This window comes from Calothrix sp. CBUCES-K 9914 (genome assembly GCF_059640475.1).
In genome coordinates this window covers 1-17,387 of record NZ_JBXXZH010000203.1, presented here as the reverse complement: position 1 = coordinate 17,387, position 17,387 = coordinate 1, and the positions used below count along the sequence as shown (strand labels likewise).

The following is a 17,387-nucleotide window of genomic DNA, read 5'->3' as shown; positions in this document are numbered from 1 at the left end:
TGACTGTAATTGCAAGACGCAACTCGCAAAAAGACCGAAACAACTGTAAACTCGACCTTCGCAACACCGATATTCGCCGTGCGGACTTACGCAAAGCGAATTTACAGCATCTTGATTTGCGCGGCTCTTATTTGTGTCATGCTGATTTGCGGGGTGCTGACTTAGCTTTGGCAGACCTTGATAACTGTAATTTTACTAGTTCGATTTTATTTGAAGCTAACCTACATAAAGCCAACTTGCGCTCCAGCAACTTGCGCGGAGCAAATTTGAATCGAGCTTGGATATGTGGTGCCAATTTACAAGCAGCGAACCTAGAACGTGCGTCTTTACGCGGCGCCAATTTATCAGGTGCGAACTTGTATAAAGCGAACTTACAGTTTGCGAACTTGAAAGTTGCCAACTTATCGAGGGCAAAGTTATTCCTAGCGAACTTGCAGGGAGCAAAACTTGGTAAAGCTAATCTACATAATGCTGGGTTGATAGGGGTGAATTTGTATGGTGCGAACCTTAACGGCGCCAACCTGCTACAAGCAAATCTAAATGCCGCCAAATTGCATCAAAGCGAAGCCTATTTTGCTAACTTTACTAGTGCTAGTTTGCGAGAAACCGACTTGTGCGGAGCAAACCTGATGGGTAGCAATCTGCAAAAAGCTGTACTTCACGAAACTAACCTCTGTGGTGCAAACTTAATGGGAGTTAATTTAGAAAGTGCCAGTTTTGATAATGTGACATGGGATGGAGCTAATTTAACCGGCGCCAAAAATTTAGAGCCACACCAAGTAAAAATAGCAATCGCTAAATAAAATTGATTTACAGGGTGTCTACCAAACAATCACCCATTTGGATTATGCGAGAACACTATGGGCAAATTATTTTTTTTATTAAGAAACAAGTTGCCTCAAATATAAATAAGATAACTAGTTTACTTTTGAATATAAAATATTTGATTCCGTAATTGCACGTATACAACTTTCACAAATAATTTATAACATGTTTATAGTTAGGACTTGCGTAAAGAAACCCATAAAGCCGGTTTCGGGGAATAGCTGTTAACTGTTTTTATCTAAGTAAATTACCTTATGTTTTTTGTAAATATTCCTACCAGTGCAGCGAAAGTAAAGTTATTTTGGCAACTAATAACAGGTTTATTTATCTTTATATTAAGCTTGATTTTGCTATTAATACTTGATAGTCAAAGTTTAATCATAGAACAAAAAATAGAATACGTAACCCAGGTAATAACAGCAGTTGCGTCAATTTTCGGTTTAGGAATAATTTCTTATAATGTTCATTACACAAGAATGCTCGTTAAAGAAATACAAGAAAATTACAGTAATTGTAACAATAAGAGTAATATATCATCAACAAAGCTGCGAATGTTAGAAAAGCTGATAGAAAATCAAGATATTCAAATTGAAGTCAGCTATACAAACCTAGATGATGAGAAAATACCAGAAGATTTTTATCAAGCTATCGAGCAACTGGGAAGTGATAGAGCAGAAGCGCGGTTAGGAGCAATATATACTCTCGAACAACTTGCTTCTTCTTCTCCTAGTAAGCAGTGGACTATTATTGAAACATTAGCAGCTTTTATTCGAGAAAATGCGCCTATTTTGAAGAGTGATGGCTCAGATAAAAAATCCTTGAAAGAGTTAGTTGCATTACCAACCGATATCGAAGCCGCTTTGACTGTTATCGCGCGACGTGATGTGAGTAAAGAAAAGAAAAATCAAAAGTTAGACCTACGCTATGTTAACATCGCAGGTGCTGACTTGAGTGGCGCCAATTTGCGGGGTGCTGACTTTACAGGTTCTTGTTTGCGTGACTGTATATTAACGCAGGCAAATTTAGAAGGGGTAGACTTTTCTGGAGTTGATATGCAATCGTGTGTTTTATACGAAGCAAATTTAACTAAAGCGTTGTTCTATGAAGCTAACCTACAAGCAGCGCTCTTACCAAAAGCTCACCTTGAAGAAGCAGTTTTTTATCAAGCTAACTTACGTCTTGCTACACTGTACGACGCTAATTTAACTGAAGCCGTTTTTTATCAAGCTACTTTAGAAGGCGCCAACTTAAGTGATGCTAATTTAAAATTAGCCAACCTGGAAGCATGTAACATCTGTGGAGCAAACTTGATAGGAGCAAATTTAACTAGCGCAAATCTTATCGGTGCCAACTTACAGAATACTTCCCTGAGTACAGCTTGTTTAACTGAAGCAGTACTATATGAAGCCAACTTGTCAAAAGCAAACCTCTATAACGCAAATCTCACACACGCAAACCTAGTAGGTGCCAATCTCACCAACACAATTTTACAAGATGCCGACCTCAGTGGCGCCGACCTCAGTCGAGTCGAAAATCTAAAACAGCAACAACTTGAATTAACACAAGGTAACAATAATACCACCTTACCGCAACACCTCACATTACCTAAAACCTGGGTCTGAGAAACCGGGTTTCTAAATGTAAATTCTTAATATCCTGTTCCTTGCTAAACTACTTTTGGTAATACAATCGAGGGTAATTTATTCATGATTGACTTATACACATTTACTACTCCTAACGGACGAAAACCCTCAATAATGCTAGAAGAAGTTGGTCTACCCTACAATGTTCACAAAATAGACATTACTAAAAATGACCAATTTAAACCTGAATATATAGCCATTAACCCCAATAGTAAAATACCTGCAATCATCGACCAAGAAACTGGAATTACAGTATTTGAATCCGGTGCCATCTTAATGTACCTAGCAGAGAAAACAGGAAAACTGTTGCCAAGCGACCAAAAAGGTAAATATCAGGTTATTGAATGGTTAATGTTTCAAATGGGGAGCGTTGGGCCAATGTTTGGACAACTTAACCATTTTAAAAAATACGCTCCAGAAAAAATCCCTTACGCTATCGAACGTTACGAAAAAGAAACTCTAAGACTATATAGTGTTTTAGACAAGCAACTCAGCGAGAATGAGTATATTTGTGGAGAATATTCAATTGCCGACATTGCGACATACCCTTGGGTGGCAATTTATGAGATGCAGGGTCTAACCTTATATAATCATTCTCACCTCAAGCGCTGGGTAGAAACCCTTCAAGGGCGCCCAGCAGTACAAAAGGGAATGAATATATTATCGTAACAGGCCCTTTCAGGAACGAATCATGCCAGGTTTTTGATAAATTGATGTTTAAAAGACTTGGAGATATTGAGGTGAGCATGGTCAAATAAAAATGACGCACTTTGTGATGGTGCAGTTTTCTCATGGTTAGCAATGATTTCAGACGAAATGCATAACCTGTGGTACACTGCGCCTAATTAGTCAATAGACATATTTTTATTTGACCATGAAAAAAGTTATAACTAATACAGTATTATTTGCTACTTGTGCGCTGTTTGTGGCAGCTTGTGGTAATGGCAATGCGAAGAATACCAACAACACTGGTGGTACAAGTGGCGCCATTCCCATCGGTATTGGTTTTGCTCAAACTAGTAATGTGGCATTACTCGGTCAAGATGGAATAAGTGGAGTCAAGATAGCGGAAAAATATTTTAATGATAAAGGTGGTGTGAATGGTACACCGATTAAATTAGTATACCAAGATACAGGTGGAGATGAACAAGGCGCTATCAATGCCTTTCAAACGTTGATTAATAAAGATAGAGTTGTAGGTATTGTTGGTCCAACGTTATCACAGCAAGCATTTAGTGCTGACCCAACAGCAGACCGTGCGAAAGTACCTGTAATTGGAGCATCAAATACAGCTAAGGGTATTCCAGAAATAGGTGATTATGTGGCGCGCGTTTCAGCACCTATATCAATTGTGGCGCCTAACGCACTAAAAGCAGCATTGAAGCAAAACCCAAATATCAAGAGAGTCGCTGTCTTCTATGCACAAAACGACGCTTTTAACAAGTCAGAGACAGAAATTTTTCAAAAAGTTGTTAAAGATTCTGGTTTAGAAATAGTTACAGTCCAAAAGTTTCAGACTACTGATACAGACTTCCAGGCACAAGCGACAAGTGGAATTAACGCCAAACCGGATTTAATAATTGTATCAGGACTAGCGGCTGATGGAGGTAATGTAGTTCGACAGTTACGCGAACTTGGATATAAAGGTTTAATTATTGGTGGAAACGGATTTAATACATCTAATATATTTAAAGTTTGTAAAGCTTTGTGCGATGGTGTAATGATAGCGCAAGCTTACAGTCCAGAACACCCTGGAGAAATTAATAAAGCATTTCGTCAAGCATACAACAGCCAGTTTAAAACCGAACCACCACAAATTAGCGCTCAAGCTTTTACAGCATTACAAGTTTATGTCGAAGCGTTGCAAGCTTTGGATAAAAAGACAAAACTTAGCACATTACAACTTCCACAACTGCGAACTGAGTTAAACAAGCAGTTATTAACTGGGAAATATAACACCCCACTAGGTGAGATATCATTTACACCTGTAGGTGAAGTAGTACAAAAAGACTTTTACGTAGCGCAAATCAAAATGGAAAAGGATGGCAGTACAGGTAAATTTGCGTTTCTTAAATAGCTATTCACGATTAAATAATGCTTACAATCTTCTTTCAACAGCTTCTCAACGGGTTATCGATTGGTAGTACCTATGCAATTTTTGCATTAGGGTATACGCTTGTTTATTCTATCTTGGGAATAATTAATTTATCTCATGGCGCCGTTTTTACGCTGGGTGCATATTTTACTTATGCATTAATGGGAGGTGCGTTTGGGTTTAGTGGAGTATTGTCAAATACAACGTTACCTTTTGGTTTACCGTTTGTGTTTGCTGTAATACTAAGTAGTATTTTGGCTGGACTCGTTGGAGTAGCTATCGAACGAATAGCATTTTTACCATTACGACGTAGAGGTTCTGACCCATTATTAACGGTAGTTTCTAGCTTGGGTGTTGGTGTAGTCATTGTGAACTTAATTCAATATTTAGTTGGTGCCGAAAATTATAATTTTCCTGCTAATACTTATGGTGACTTACCCTCTGCGATTAACTTTGGCACAGTTGATAACCCTATACCTATCCGCACCGTCCAAATAGTAATCTTTATTGTTTCAGTGATAATTGTAGCGCTTTTAACTTACTTTATCAATCGCACTAAGTATGGGAAAGCCATGCAGGCAATTGCTGAAGACCCAACTACAGCAAGTTTACTAGGAATCAACGCCGACCAATTTATAATACTAACGTTTTTTATTAGTAGTTTTTTGGCTGGTGTTGCAGGGAGTTTACTTGCTTCGAGTGTGAGTATTGCAGGGCCATATTTTGGAATTGCTTTTGGTCTACGAGGTTTAGCGGTAATTGTTTTAGGAGGTTTGGGAAGTATACCGGGTGCTGTTGTGGGAGGATTTTTAATTGGTATTATTGAAGCATTTGTACCAGGTCAGTTTTCTGGATATAAAGATGCTGTTGCGTTTGGTATTTTGTTCATCATGCTGTTGGTGCGACCACAAGGTTTACTTGGACGCAAGTTTATCCAAAAAGTTTAATTCGTAACTATAAAAAATGGCTGATTTTTTCAATACTTATGGTTCGTTGATCGTCTCGATGGTGTTAGGCGCCTTGCTTGGACTATCCTTATATTTACCTTTGATGGCAGGACAGTTATCGCTGGCAAGTCCTGGTTTTTACGCGCTGGGTGGATATATTGCGGCAATTTTATCTACGACTGTGTTTAAAAGTGATGGGGGGTTTCCTGTATATTTGCTTTTGCTAGAAATGGTAATTGCTGGTGTAGTGTCGGGGTTGTTGGGGTGTGCAGTGGGTATTCCTGCTTTGCGGTTACGAGGTATTTATTTAGCTATTGCGACTATTGCGTTTGTGGAAGTACTGCGGGTTTTGGCGCTTAATTTAGATATTACAGGTGGCGCCGTTGGTATTTTTAATATTCCTCAACCTTTTTCTAGTCAGATTGAATATTTGTGGGTGGGTTTACCGTTGTTGGTTATAACAATGGTATTAATTTATCGTTTGGAACGTGTACGTGTAGGTAAGGCTCTAATTGCGATTCGTGAGGATGAGTTGGCGGCGGGGTCAATGGGGATTAATCCAACTTACTATAAGGTATTGGCTTTTACTTTGGGGTCAATATTAGCTGGTGTTGTCGGTGCTATTAGCGCTCATTCTCTCAATACTTGGAACGCGCGTCAGGGTACTTTTGATGCGAGTATTATTTATTTGACTTTTGTGTTGATTGGTGGTTCGAGAACTTTTTTGGGGTCGGTGGTTGGTGCAATGGTGTTTACTGCTCTACCGGAGGTGTTGAGGGGGTTGGCTGATACGGGTGGTTTGCCTGTTTGGTTGGCACAGTTTTTACGGGATGGTCGGTTGATTATTTTTGGGGTGTTAATTGTTGTGGGGACTATATTTTTTCCACAGGGTTTGGTGACTCCGAGGGTTTTTAAAGGTCGAACCGCAAAGGACGCGAAGGACGCAAAGTTAAGAGTATGAGTGATATTATTTTAGAGTCAAAATCTTTGACACGACGTTTTGGTGGGTTGGTTGCGGTTAATGATGTTTCGTTTGCGGTGAATAGGAGTGAGATATTTGGGTTGATTGGTCCTAATGGTGCCGGGAAGACTACTTTATTTAATTTGATTACGGGTTTAATTTCTCCTAGTGATGGTAAGTTGGTTTATAAGGGGGGAGAAATATCCCACAAAAAGCCTCATGAGATTGCTTCGTTAGGTATTGCCCGAACTTTTCAGAACATCCGTTTGTTTGGTGAGCTTTCTGCTTTGGAGAATGTGATTATTGGTAGACATTTACATACTAAGAGTGGAATATTTACAGGTGTGTTTGGCATACCACCAGCACCGAAGGAAGAAATACAAAGTAAGCAAAAAGCTTTAGAATTACTCGAACTAGTTGGTTTAGATCAGCGCGCGTATGAAAGTGCGAAAAACTTTCCATATGGAGACCAACGACGTTTAGAAATAGCGCGCGCACTAGCTCTACAACCCTCCATTCTACTACTTGACGAACCAGCAGCAGGAATGAACCCCAACGAAAAACAACAACTAAGCGACTTCATCAAGCAAATACGTAACACATTCAACCTAACCATAATCCTAATCGAACACCACGTCCCCCTAGTCATGGGACTATGTTCACGCATAGCAGTACTAAACTTCGGACAACTAATAGCACTAGACAAACCCGACATAGTAAGAAACAACCCAGCAGTTATCGAAGCCTACCTAGGAAACGAATAACTCTTTCTTTCCTTTGCGTACTTTGCGTCCTTTGCGGTTCGTTAAATAATATATGAATAACATAACAATCTTAGAAACAAAAGACCTCTGTATAAACTACTCCGGCATCCAAGCGCTAAAAAACATCAACTTATACATCAACACCGGAGAAGTAGTTACCCTAATAGGCGCCAACGGAGCAGGAAAAACAACCACTCTGCGAGCCATATCCAAAATCATCAACATAAAAAGCGGTGAAATACTATACAACGGACGAAACATAATAAAACGCCCCCCCCACGAAATAGTAAAATTAGGAATAGCACACTCACCCGAAGGAAGACGAGTCCTAGCAAAACAAACAGTATACGATAACCTATTATTAGGCGCCTTTATCCAAAATAATAAATCCACTATCCAAGCCGACATTAAACATCAATTTGAACTATTTCCTCGACTAGCCGAACGTCGCAACCAGCTAGCAGGAACCCTAAGCGGAGGAGAACAGCAAATGTTAGCTATTGCCCGCGCATTAATGAGTAGACCAAAACTATTACTACTCGACGAACCGAGCTTAGGATTGGCGCCAGCAATAGTCAAAGAAATATTTACAATTATTCAAAATCTACGTAACACAGGTGTAACTATATTACTAGTAGAACAAAACGCCAACTTAGCCCTACAAATAGCAGATAGAGGATATGTACTAGAAGCAGGTTGTATAACATTAACAGGCGCCGCATCAGAATTAATTACAGATGAACGTGTAATGAAAGCTTATTTAGGTTAGCTTAAATCCCAAATCATGTAGGATAGCTAACCGTCTGTCCGTCCGTTCATTATGCTTAATTATTACAAGCAACCCGTGCAATATTTCCAGCTACCGTTCCTTCAGGATATCCGCCACTAGATAGCCAATCAAATCCATAGTAGTCAGCTTTTACTTGATACGGGGCACATGAAGCAGTTGCAGGATGTTTTTTGATATCTCCCTGAGTGGAAAGCCAAAAATTAACATGTCTCCATCCTGCTTCTGTATAATACTCAGAGCGGTTATCTAAATCTACTTGGTAAACTATTCCTGTCGATTCGGCAACCGCTGCTGTTACCAAACGTTCGGCAGAAGCAGTCTGAGAAATTCCTAAAATAGATGATACAACTAATAATGAACTAGCAATAATACGTTTCATAGCTTTGATTTTTGGTTAAGGTTTAAAATTCAAGAAGCAATCGAAACATTTGTTTCAAGTCGAAAAATTGACTTATACTGCGAAAATGCTCGCTTTTGCTTCTGTAGCTACATATTTCTGAGACTTGACTACTTATGCAGTGTTAGGTGCCTTGTAACAAAAATACCTTTACTAAAAAAGTAGGACTGGCAGTGCTTACGTTTTGATCATGTCGAGTAGTCACCATTCTTCGCTCTTACTCAAATTTCAAGTAGGAGTAGATATGATTACCGCAAGCGTTGCGATTACCTATATTGCACTTCGACGCTATTACTCTTTTTTAGTTGATGGATCGCTGTTGTTAAACCAAACGCAAGAACTCTCTAAACTCTCTTCTCTGCGTCTCTTTGGTAAAAAAAATGTATGTCACTGCACAGGCAAGACGCCTATGCTACGGGGATACACTGAAGATTGTACAGCAGCATAAAATTTATCAAAGTCTTTAAATGCTTAACATTACGAAACATGTCATTATAGTTATTTCCCACCTTGCGTTTATCCTCGCACTTGCTGGAAATAGAGTGAATGTCTCAGATTATTTGGATTGCTAGACACGCTAACCGTCTCGACTTTGTAAACCCCGACTGGTTTCTTACTGCTGAACGTCGTTATGACCCACCCTTGTCAGAAGATGGTTTTATTCAAGCACAACAGCTTGCAAATCGTCTCAAAGGCGAAAAAATTCATCATATTTTTGTATCACCGTTTTTGCGAACCGTGCAAACTGCACATACAATTGCGGATGTACTCAATTTACCAATAAAGTTAGAAACAGGCTTGAGTGAATGGCTAAATCCTGATTGGATGGATGAAGAACCACAACTTCACCCAATTCGCGAATTGGTCAAATTTTATCCCCGTATTGATATCAGCTACACACCACTTATCGCTGCCAGGTATCCAGAAAAACACGCCCAATGTCGCGCGCGCGCTGGACAAACTGCCAGATGCTTGGTTACAGAATACTCCCCTGAAAATATACTTTTAGTTGGACACGGTGCATCAGTAAATGGTGCTGTGTTAGGACTTGCAGGAGAAATGCTTTACCAAGCAGAAAAAGTTAGATTGTGTAGTTTATTTAAACTAGTACGTCAGCACCCTGAATGGTGGATTGAACTAAAAGGAGACACGTCGCACTTGACTGAGGTCGAAGAAATGGTTCGATTTAATTAGTGATGTATCGCTAATGGTCACACACTTGAGCGAGGAGGTTTTTGGATGACTTTATTACTAGCAGGTGATATTGGTGGAACGAAGACAATTTTACGATTGGTCGATGCGTCCCAGAAAGCATCATTACGAACAATACACGAAAATAGCTATCGTAGTGGTGATTATACTGATTTAGTGCCAATGGTCAAGCAGTTTTTAACTGACGCTTCGGGACACCCGCAAAAAGCATGTTTTGGTATAGCTGGGCCTGTGGTTGGCAATACAGCTAAATTGACTAACTTAGCGTGGTATCTTGATTCTGAGCGTCTTAGTGAAGAACTCAACATACCTCACGTAGCTCTAATTAATGATTTTGAAGCTATCGGTTACGGAATTTTGGGGTTAGAAAACCAAGATTTACATACGTTACAAACTGGACAACCACGATCGTCCGCTCCAATTGCAATTATTGGCGCCGGTACAGGTTTAGGGCAAGGATTTTTAATTAAGCAGGGACAAGATTACTATGTCTATCCTTCCGAAGGAGGACATGCGGACTTTGCACCACGGACAGAATTAGAGTTTCAATTATTAAAATATCTACTCGATAAGCATGATATTCAGCGGGTTTCTGTTGAACGGGTAGTATCTGGTTTGGGTATTGTATCGATTTATCAATTTTTGAGAGACAGAAAAGTCGCTACTGAATCTCCTGATATTGCCCACGTTGTTCGCTCCTGGGAACAACTCGCTGGTGTAGCGGAAAAAACCGTAGACCCAGGTGCTGTTATTGGTAATGCTGCACTAGCTCTAAGCGACAGTCTCAGCGAACAAACCATCCAGTTGTTTGTCGAAGCTTACGGCGCCGAAGCTGGAAACTTGGCGTTGAAACTTTTACCATATGGAGGACTATATATTGCAGGTGGTATTGCTCCTAAAATTCTTCCACTAATTGAACGTAATGACTTCCTATTACACTTCACCCAAAAGGGACGAATGCGAAGCATCTTAGAAGACATACCTGTACACATCATTCTCAATCAACAAGTTGGGCTAATCGGCGCCGCTATTCGTGCCGAACGGTTACACGCTGAGTTATAACAGATTGGCATGTACGTGATATTAACATCACAATAGCCAAATCTATGACATTAACACCTTTTACCCAACTCAAAATCAAAAATAATATTCTGGGTTTTCTACCATTTTTGATAGCAGCTTCAATTTTTTCGCTCGCTACAACCGTAGAAACAACCGTAGAAGCGCGTTCTCCACGTCAAGCATCAACACCAAAACCCGATCCATCGGAAGTAGAAAAATTCCGATGGAGGGTGTTTACTCCCTCTGATGGACGTTTTAGTGTTTTAATGCCGGGTCAGCCAAAAGTAACATCCCAGACCCAGAGAACATTTATGGGAGAAATTAACCTACAGGTCTTTATTGCTCAACCTCCCAGACAGGAAGTAGCTTATGTAGTCGCATTCAACGACTTCCCCGACAGCTACGGACAAATGGCAGACCCTGAAGAAGTACTTAAAAATGCCCAAGAAATGGCATTAAAGACAACCAAAAGTAATCTTTTAACCGAAAAAAGCATCCGCAGTTCCAACGGACACCCTGGACGAGAAATCGAATACATCAACGTTGGTGGTAAAATTACCAGAAACCGTTTGTACTTTGCAGAAGGGCGCCTATATCAGGTAATGGTAATCACTACCAAAAGACAGCAAAAGTTTTTAACTCAAAGTATTGCTGGGTATTTAAATTCGTTCAACGTCGTTTTGAAGAAATAATATTTTTGCTTCTAGGAGTTTCTTGCCGCGCAAAACCCGGTTTACATAGCAACCGGGTTCCAAACATTAAGAAAACATTAAGAATGCAATAAAGCATGAAAATGCTATTTGAATGAATTTTAAAATCGCTATAATCGCTCTACTGCAACAAAGAATACATTTTTTCTTGCTTTCGCCTTCATATTCCTGACTTCTTTAAGAAGTCGGGAATCTGGGAATCTTACAGCCAATTCCTATCTTTACAAAGCATATGATTCATTTATCAAAGGCATTTGCCGTATTCAGTCTGAGTGCAATACTACTAGTTGGTTGTAACAATGCAGAACAAGCAGGTACGCAAACAGCACCGACTGCAAATCCAGCTTCAAAAGTGGAATCAACTTCCACTGGTTCTAAAGGAGACAATGGAGCTTTACTAAGTGTAGTAAGCAAAACTAAAGCTGCTGTGAATAAAGGAGATTTTGCAACAGCCAAAAAAGAATTTGATGGGTTTGAAAATGCTTGGGGAAAAGTCGAAGATGGCATCAAAGCTAAATCGCGCGATAAATACAACGCAATTGAAAAAAATGCCGACCAAATTGAAGACACCTTGAAAAATTCCAAACCAAGTAAAGAAAAATTATCTACAGCACTCCAGTCACTAGAAAAAGACATCAGTGCCGTCTCCAAACCGTAAATATCTTAGAGCCTCCCCTTTTTAAGGGGCAGGGCTGTTTCATTCTAAAAAGAATAATCCACTATTACCCTTTGTGTTCTTTGTGTCTTTGTGGTTCATCAAAGAAATAAACCACAAAGGTCACAAAGGACACAAAGATAAAGACAGAAGTTAAGAGTAATCTCGTAACAAGTTAAAACTGAATTTGATTTATTTCCAAGAATGAAACAGCCCTGCTTTTTAAGGCTACCGTGTACACACAACTTTTTGGCATCGGGTGCAGGGAAGAATTGGATGTTTTGGAGGCTGGAAATGGAAGAAGTGGGGAAATTGAGGAACTATTCTTGCATGAATTTGCATCCAATAATAAGCAAATTTGGTTCATATTCCTCTTCCTCGCCCTACCTCCGAAGCCCCCTTTTTTAGACTTGTGTGTACACCGTAGGCTTTTTAAGGGGGGATTAATATTTTTAATGAAAAACTTATAAGATTATGAATCGTGCATTTCGTAAATACCATCGTACTATAGCACTGATTATTTCATTACCAGTACTACTTACAGTGCTAACAGGAATGTTAGTGACAGTTATAGGCGAGTGGACTTTCATCAACACTGGCATTCCATCAAGAGTGCTATTACAAATTCATACAGGCGAAATCTTTCACCTTCAGGCTATTTACCCAATCTTAAATGGACTAGGATTGATTGGCTTACTAGTAACAGGTTTGAGCATGTCGGGTGTATTTCGTAGTAAAAATAATAAACGTACAGAAAGCTAGTTGAGTAAAAATTAAGACATGGCATCTATTTCAAAAGAAGAACTTCAGCAATATCGCGCGCAGTTATCTAATTATCCAGATGCAGGCGCCAGAACAGCACTCGATACAATTGAGAAATATAACGGTAATCTCGAAGCTGCGTTTGAGGAGTTATCTAAACAAGATGGCGAAACTTCATTTCGAGCGGTTGATTTGGAAGAGTGGGCAATAAAATGTCGTGAAACCGTATGTAGTCAGCCAACAGAAGATTTTTTGGGTTTACTAAATTTGGTAGCAGGATTTTTACCTCCACCAGTCTCTCTAGCTGTTCCAGTTACTCTATATATACTCAAGATTGGTATTAGAAATTACTGTCAATCAGTAAAGCCTGCCTAGAAACTTTCAATTTTTTACATCATGAGGACGGTACTACTGGTTTAGGTTAACCAGTAGTACCATTCAGGCGCCGCTTCAACGATAATCATTCGCAGTACTACCTGTTGATGATAACCAGTAGTACCAAATCATGTTGTTTTGACTATTGTTTATTTAACAAATATTTTTCTCAATAAAATCAAAAATAGACGTTTTTAGCCTGCTCCCGGTAGGCTTTGTTCGTATAGTCTCACCCAAGCGCGGGTGTTGTAAATACAATATAGGGCGGGCAGGGATGCCCGCTCCACAAGAGCTATTTTTATTTGGATTTTAACGGGGGGTGAAATTGTAAACTTCTTGCTTCTCACGTCGTGTTGAGTGTGATGGATTATACCCGTCGTTTCGGGCACGGCGCCGTAAGTCACCAACATCTGGAGAAGCGTTAACTGCATCTTCAACGCGAATTTGTCCAGTTAACATTAACTCACACAGCGCATGGTTCATTACTTGCATTCCCTCCGAAGTGCTGTCTTCCATGAGTTGGTAAGCTTGAGTATCCTCACCTTTAATCAAGAAATCTTGCATGGTAGGAGTGTTAAGCAATATTTCCATGGCGGCAACTCTTCTAGCATCGGTGGTAGCAATCAACTGCTGGGCAATAACGGCAACTAAGGAATCTACAATTTGTACGCGCATCGCTGCTTGTTCGTCGGGGTTGTAGATGTTTAGCAACCTGTTAATAACAGCCATCGCGTTTTTGGTGTGTAATGTCCCTAAAACTAAATGTCCTGTTTGCGCTGCTTTTAGAGCTGTGTCTACAGTTATACGGTCGCGCATTTCCCCAATCAAAATTACATCCGGGTCTTCACGCAGTACTGACCGTAGCGCGTCGTGAAACTCGTAAGTGTGTAACCCAACTTCACGCTGGCTAATTAAACATTTTTGTGAAGTGTGGACGTATTCGATAGGGTCTTCAATTGTAACAATATGCTTTTGTGCTGTTTCATTGAGAAAGCGAATCATTGACGCGATTGTCGTCGATTTCCCCGAACCTGTAGGACCTGTAACTAATATTAAACCCTGTCTTTTTGTAATAATATCTTTGAGAACCGCTGGTAAGCGCAGGTTGTCAATTGAAGGTACTTCTAAGGTGATTAACCGCAGTACCATTGCTCCACCTGTGAGGGTTTCAAAACAATTTACTCGACAGCGCAAAAAGCCAGGATAAAAAATTCCTGTGTCAAGTTCTTTGGTTTCGGTAAACCTTTGTCGCTGTGATGGGGTAAGAATTTCGGTTAAATATGCTTCAAAAGCTTGAGGTGTGACTATTTCACCTTTGGTGTAAACATTCATCTGACCCCGACTCCGAAATCGCGGTATTTCCCCAACACGAATATGTATGTCTGAAGCTTGTTGGGCATAAGCATCGCGTACCATTTGTTGAACAGTAACGCATTTTTTTTGTGCTGTACCCGCTTTTACTTGCAGTAAATTTGGTGGTGGTGGAGGTGAGCAGTGCATTGCCTTTTGCAAACGCGCGTGTTGGTTGATTTCCAATTGCGAGTTATCCATTGGGGTTTCTTCCGTTGAGGATTGTCCCGTTGTGGCAGTTGCGGGTAGATGCTCTAGTTTGGGAGTTTGTAACGGGGACGTTATAGATTCGTCCATGACTGCATCCTTTCGCCGATTGCAAGTTGTAACTGTGTAATTTAACAAGCGTAAGCTAAATTTTTACCCCGTATCATTACTGATAACAGAATATTAACTGTCTCTAGCTTGACCGTGTACTTACGCAAGAATGTTACTGCTAATGTACACCGATTTCAGTTAATATCTACGGCTTTAAACGCATCTTTACAGTCATTTCATCAAACACCATGATTAGTGTGAACTAGCTGTGATGGTAGGTTAATCTTGAATGGATACTATGCTGCTAATTGATAGCAAACTCAAAAATAGTGTAATTTTTACTACACATATAAGGAATATATTTATGAAGAGTATTATTAATTATTTTGAAACTCGTGTTTGTGCCCCTGCTTATAGCGGTTGGGTGCTGAGTGGAATTACAATTTGCTTTTTTGGCGCTGCTATAAATACAATGGCTGGCTGGTTATATGTTATTAGCGGTGTCAGTTGTGCGCTATTGTTTATTGCCGCTGTTTTACCAGCTAGTTCAATCAAAGGATTATCTGTAAGGCGCCGTTCAATTCAACCAGTTACAGCGGGTGATGATTTGATGGTGGAGTTTGAAATTACCAATCAATCATCTCAAAAAGTAAGTTTGCTGAGAATAAAGGACATATTACCTTTAATACTCAAAACTAAATCATCTCAAAATCAACATACCATCCAGACAATCCCTGCCAAAGGTAGTTATTCATTAGAGTACTATTATCCTACCGAACGTCGAGGCTTATATCGCTGGCATACAGTTGAACTAAGGAGTGGGGCGCCGTTTGGATTATTTTGGAGTAGACGTGAGCGTAACTGTCCAGCCACAGCAATTGTTTACCCGCAAGTTTTACAGCTTAAAAGTTGTCCGTTAATTGATAAAATTGGTTTAGACCAAACTCTGCAGGGCAACCCACAAGGCAACCCGACTTCAGCAGCATCAGAAGGACTTGTACGTTCATTACGTCCTTACCATATTGGCGACCCAATCAGATTAGTACATTGGCGTACAAGTGCCCGTTATGGCGAACTTAGGGTACGCGAGTTTGAGACAATTACTGGTGGAAAAGACATTATTATCGCTTTAGACGGAGGCTCTTGGGATGAAGAAAATTTTGAACAAGCAGTAATTGCCGCAGCCTCATTGTATTTTTACGCACAACGCCAACAAATGAACGTAAAACTGTGGACAGAGTATACAGGTTTAGTAAAAGGCGAATATTTGGTACTTGAAACACTCGCAGCAACGACACCACTACAAAACCAATCAACAAATGAACTACCAAAACAACCATTAATTTGGCTAACACAAAACCCTACCACATTATCTTCAATACCAAATAGCAGCCGTTGCTTGTTATGGCAACCCTTATCAACTAACGCGCGAGAAATAATCAATCAAAACACACCTGGTATTATTTTAAACCACGATGAACACCTACAACTTCAATTACAAAAAGGAATAGGGTAAACTCGTTGTAAGGACTTCAGTGCTTATCTTAACAACATCTAGATTATCGAGTGGCGCCAATTTTAACCCCTCTGACTGTATTATTTGTTGGCGCCTTGTAACAGAGCTTTAGGTCTTAGCCTAATATTCTTAATATTAAGGACTAAAGTCCTTATTACGAATAAGGGGGAACATCACCCAAGAAAATAAGTTGTAAGCTGCGGTACAATGCAGCATATACTCAAATACAACTCTGAAACACATTAGTCCTATGATTGCATCAGACGCATCAGAAGTTAACTCAAAGTCCAGCGATAAGAATCTTGAAGCAATGCGCCACTTTTCGGAGCAATATGCCAAGCGCACAGGGACTTACTTCTGCTCCGAACCTTCGGTTACTGCTGTTGTAATCGAAGGACTTGCTAAACACAAAGACGAATTAGGCGCCCCTTTGTGTCCTTGTCGGCACTACGAAGACAAAGAAGCCGAAGTTGCAGCAACTTTTTGGAACTGTCCATGTGTACCAATGCGCGAACGCAAAGAATGTCACTGTATGTTATTTCTTACCCCAGATAACGAGTTTGCAGGTGATAAACAAGATATCTCGCTCGAAACCATCAAAGAAGTGCGGGAAAGCATGGTGTGAATGAAGAACTGCCTTTATCTTTTTGGCAAGGTGTAGAACAGTTTAACACTGGACAGTTCTACGCCTGTCACGATACTTTAGAGGCTTTATGGATAGAAGCTATTGAGCCTGAAAAAACTTTTTACCAAGGTATACTACAAGTTGCCGTTGCTTTGTACCATCTCGGTAACAGTAACTTACGTGGCGCCACTATTCTAATTGGAGAAGGTACTAACCGCTTACGACGTTACCCATCAGTTTTTGGTGGTGTTGATGTTGATGAATTTTTAGATAGCAGCATTGCTCTATTAAAAATACTCCAACAAACTCAACCAGAAATGATAACTAATCTCAAATTAGGCGAAGATGATAGATTTCCTATACCTAAAATAGTAAAAAGTGCTGAGTGCTGAGTGCTGAGTGCTGAGTGCTGAGTGCTGAGTGCTGAGTGCTGAGTGCTG

Annotated in this window: 19 protein-coding genes; 17 read left to right on the top strand and 2 right to left on the bottom strand. The window is 40.0% G+C overall.

The window, feature by feature from the left end; genetic code table 11:
* The 8 genes from AC2JBO_RS32770 to AC2JBO_RS32735 all read left to right on the top strand — a co-directional run.
* On the top strand, positions 1-803 hold an 803-nt coding region (locus AC2JBO_RS32770; protein ID WP_496957815.1), incomplete at its 5' end, for a pentapeptide repeat-containing protein.
* Positions 804-1,079: 276 nt separating this feature from the next.
* Positions 1,080-2,447, top strand: coding sequence for a pentapeptide repeat-containing protein (locus tag AC2JBO_RS32765; RefSeq protein WP_496957814.1), 1,368 nt, complete (start codon positions 1,080-1,082; stop codon positions 2,445-2,447).
* An 84-nt stretch (positions 2,448-2,531) separates the two neighbouring features.
* On the top strand, positions 2,532-3,137 hold the full coding sequence (locus AC2JBO_RS32760) for a glutathione S-transferase N-terminal domain-containing protein (RefSeq protein WP_496957813.1): 606 nt from the start codon (positions 2,532-2,534) through the stop codon (positions 3,135-3,137).
* A 205-nt stretch (positions 3,138-3,342) separates the two neighbouring features.
* Entirely contained in the window at positions 3,343-4,545 is a 1,203-nt protein-coding gene (locus tag AC2JBO_RS32755) for an ABC transporter substrate-binding protein (RefSeq protein ID WP_496957812.1), read from the top strand.
* Positions 4,546-4,562: 17 nt separating this feature from the next.
* The gene (locus tag AC2JBO_RS32750; RefSeq protein ID WP_496957811.1) at positions 4,563-5,510 is read left to right on the top strand and encodes a branched-chain amino acid ABC transporter permease; all 948 of its coding nucleotides are present in this window, start codon (positions 4,563-4,565) and stop codon (positions 5,508-5,510) included.
* Between the two features lie 16 nt (positions 5,511-5,526).
* Positions 5,527-6,471 (top strand): branched-chain amino acid ABC transporter permease, encoded by a 945-nt coding sequence (locus tag AC2JBO_RS32745; protein ID WP_496957810.1) that lies wholly within the window; start codon positions 5,527-5,529, stop codon positions 6,469-6,471.
* Positions 6,468-7,235, top strand: a complete 768-nt coding sequence (locus AC2JBO_RS32740) for an ABC transporter ATP-binding protein (RefSeq protein ID WP_496957809.1) — start codon at positions 6,468-6,470, stop codon at positions 7,233-7,235. The genes AC2JBO_RS32745 and AC2JBO_RS32740 overlap by 4 nt, the downstream gene beginning before the upstream one ends.
* Before the next feature lie 52 nt (positions 7,236-7,287).
* Positions 7,288-8,004, top strand: a complete 717-nt coding sequence (locus AC2JBO_RS32735) for an ABC transporter ATP-binding protein (protein ID WP_496957808.1) — start codon at positions 7,288-7,290, stop codon at positions 8,002-8,004.
* A 55-nt stretch (positions 8,005-8,059) separates the two neighbouring features.
* Here AC2JBO_RS32735 and AC2JBO_RS32730 read toward each other — a convergent pair whose 3' ends face one another.
* Entirely contained in the window at positions 8,060-8,404 is a 345-nt protein-coding gene (locus AC2JBO_RS32730; RefSeq protein ID WP_496957807.1) for a hypothetical protein, read from the bottom strand.
* Between the two features lie 564 nt (positions 8,405-8,968).
* Between AC2JBO_RS32730 and AC2JBO_RS32725 the strand changes: the two genes are divergently transcribed.
* From AC2JBO_RS32725 to AC2JBO_RS32700, 6 genes are all read left to right on the top strand, one after another.
* Positions 8,969-9,616, top strand: coding sequence for a histidine phosphatase family protein (locus AC2JBO_RS32725; protein WP_496957806.1), 648 nt, complete (start codon positions 8,969-8,971; stop codon positions 9,614-9,616).
* 45 nt (positions 9,617-9,661) lie between these two features.
* Complete coding sequence (locus AC2JBO_RS32720; protein ID WP_496957805.1) at positions 9,662-10,696, top strand: glucokinase; 1,035 nt, start codon at positions 9,662-9,664, stop codon at positions 10,694-10,696.
* Positions 10,697-10,740: 44 nt separating this feature from the next.
* Positions 10,741-11,388: a hypothetical protein gene (locus tag AC2JBO_RS32715; RefSeq protein ID WP_496957804.1), complete on the top strand. Its 648-nt coding sequence runs from the start codon at positions 10,741-10,743 to the stop codon at positions 11,386-11,388.
* 250 nt (positions 11,389-11,638) lie between these two features.
* On the top strand, positions 11,639-12,064 hold the full coding sequence (locus AC2JBO_RS32710; RefSeq protein WP_496957803.1) for a DUF4363 domain-containing protein: 426 nt from the start codon (positions 11,639-11,641) through the stop codon (positions 12,062-12,064).
* A 471-nt stretch (positions 12,065-12,535) separates the two neighbouring features.
* On the top strand, positions 12,536-12,823 hold the full coding sequence (locus AC2JBO_RS32705) for a peptidase (protein WP_496957802.1): 288 nt from the start codon (positions 12,536-12,538) through the stop codon (positions 12,821-12,823).
* An 18-nt stretch (positions 12,824-12,841) separates the two neighbouring features.
* Positions 12,842-13,198, top strand: a complete 357-nt coding sequence (locus AC2JBO_RS32700) for a hypothetical protein (RefSeq protein WP_496957801.1) — start codon at positions 12,842-12,844, stop codon at positions 13,196-13,198.
* 309 nt (positions 13,199-13,507) lie between these two features.
* Here AC2JBO_RS32700 and AC2JBO_RS32695 read toward each other — a convergent pair whose 3' ends face one another.
* Positions 13,508-14,698 carry a type IV pilus twitching motility protein PilT gene (locus tag AC2JBO_RS32695; protein ID WP_496957816.1) on the bottom strand — a complete coding sequence of 397 codons (1,191 nt, stop codon included), beginning with the start codon at positions 14,696-14,698 and terminating at the stop codon, positions 13,508-13,510.
* A 472-nt stretch (positions 14,699-15,170) separates the two neighbouring features.
* On the opposite strand from AC2JBO_RS32695, the gene AC2JBO_RS32690 reads away from it, so the two are divergent.
* The 3 genes from AC2JBO_RS32690 (at position 15,171) to AC2JBO_RS32680 (ending at position 17,339) form a co-directional block, all read left to right on the top strand.
* Positions 15,171-16,322: a DUF58 domain-containing protein gene (locus tag AC2JBO_RS32690; RefSeq protein ID WP_496957800.1), complete on the top strand. Its 1,152-nt coding sequence runs from the start codon at positions 15,171-15,173 to the stop codon at positions 16,320-16,322.
* A gap of 250 nt (positions 16,323-16,572) precedes the next feature.
* Complete coding sequence (locus AC2JBO_RS32685; RefSeq protein WP_496957799.1) at positions 16,573-16,947, top strand: ferredoxin thioredoxin reductase catalytic beta subunit; 375 nt, start codon at positions 16,573-16,575, stop codon at positions 16,945-16,947.
* Complete coding sequence (locus tag AC2JBO_RS32680; protein ID WP_496957798.1) at positions 16,944-17,339, top strand: DUF309 domain-containing protein; 396 nt, start codon at positions 16,944-16,946, stop codon at positions 17,337-17,339. The genes AC2JBO_RS32685 and AC2JBO_RS32680 overlap by 4 nt, the downstream gene beginning before the upstream one ends.
* Positions 17,340-17,387 lie beyond the last annotated feature (48 nt).

Bases quoted from the DNA above. Each gene is read 5' to 3' on its own strand.
- AC2JBO_RS32765 (WP_496957814.1), top strand. From the start codon at position 1,080: ATGTTTTTTGTAAATATTCCTACCAGTGCAGCGAAAGTAAAGTTATTT.
- AC2JBO_RS32760 (WP_496957813.1), top strand. From the start codon at position 2,532: ATGATTGACTTATACACATTTACTACTCCTAACGGACGAAAACCCTCA.
- AC2JBO_RS32755 (WP_496957812.1), top strand. From the start codon at position 3,343: ATGAAAAAAGTTATAACTAATACAGTATTATTTGCTACTTGTGCGCTG.
- AC2JBO_RS32750 (WP_496957811.1), top strand. From the start codon at position 4,563: ATGCTTACAATCTTCTTTCAACAGCTTCTCAACGGGTTATCGATTGGT.
- AC2JBO_RS32745 (WP_496957810.1), top strand. From the start codon at position 5,527: ATGGCTGATTTTTTCAATACTTATGGTTCGTTGATCGTCTCGATGGTG.
- AC2JBO_RS32740 (WP_496957809.1), top strand. From the start codon at position 6,468: ATGAGTGATATTATTTTAGAGTCAAAATCTTTGACACGACGTTTTGGT.
- AC2JBO_RS32735 (WP_496957808.1), top strand. From the start codon at position 7,288: ATGAATAACATAACAATCTTAGAAACAAAAGACCTCTGTATAAACTAC.
- AC2JBO_RS32730 (WP_496957807.1), bottom strand. From the start codon at position 8,404: ATGAAACGTATTATTGCTAGTTCATTATTAGTTGTATCATCTATTTTA.
- AC2JBO_RS32725 (WP_496957806.1), top strand. From the start codon at position 8,969: ATGTCTCAGATTATTTGGATTGCTAGACACGCTAACCGTCTCGACTTT.
- AC2JBO_RS32720 (WP_496957805.1), top strand. From the start codon at position 9,662: ATGACTTTATTACTAGCAGGTGATATTGGTGGAACGAAGACAATTTTA.
- AC2JBO_RS32715 (WP_496957804.1), top strand. From the start codon at position 10,741: ATGACATTAACACCTTTTACCCAACTCAAAATCAAAAATAATATTCTG.
- AC2JBO_RS32710 (WP_496957803.1), top strand. From the start codon at position 11,639: ATGATTCATTTATCAAAGGCATTTGCCGTATTCAGTCTGAGTGCAATA.
- AC2JBO_RS32705 (WP_496957802.1), top strand. From the start codon at position 12,536: ATGAATCGTGCATTTCGTAAATACCATCGTACTATAGCACTGATTATT.
- AC2JBO_RS32700 (WP_496957801.1), top strand. From the start codon at position 12,842: ATGGCATCTATTTCAAAAGAAGAACTTCAGCAATATCGCGCGCAGTTA.
- AC2JBO_RS32695 (WP_496957816.1), bottom strand. From the start codon at position 14,698: ATGCACTGCTCACCTCCACCACCACCAAATTTACTGCAAGTAAAAGCG.
- AC2JBO_RS32690 (WP_496957800.1), top strand. From the start codon at position 15,171: ATGAAGAGTATTATTAATTATTTTGAAACTCGTGTTTGTGCCCCTGCT.
- AC2JBO_RS32685 (WP_496957799.1), top strand. From the start codon at position 16,573: ATGATTGCATCAGACGCATCAGAAGTTAACTCAAAGTCCAGCGATAAG.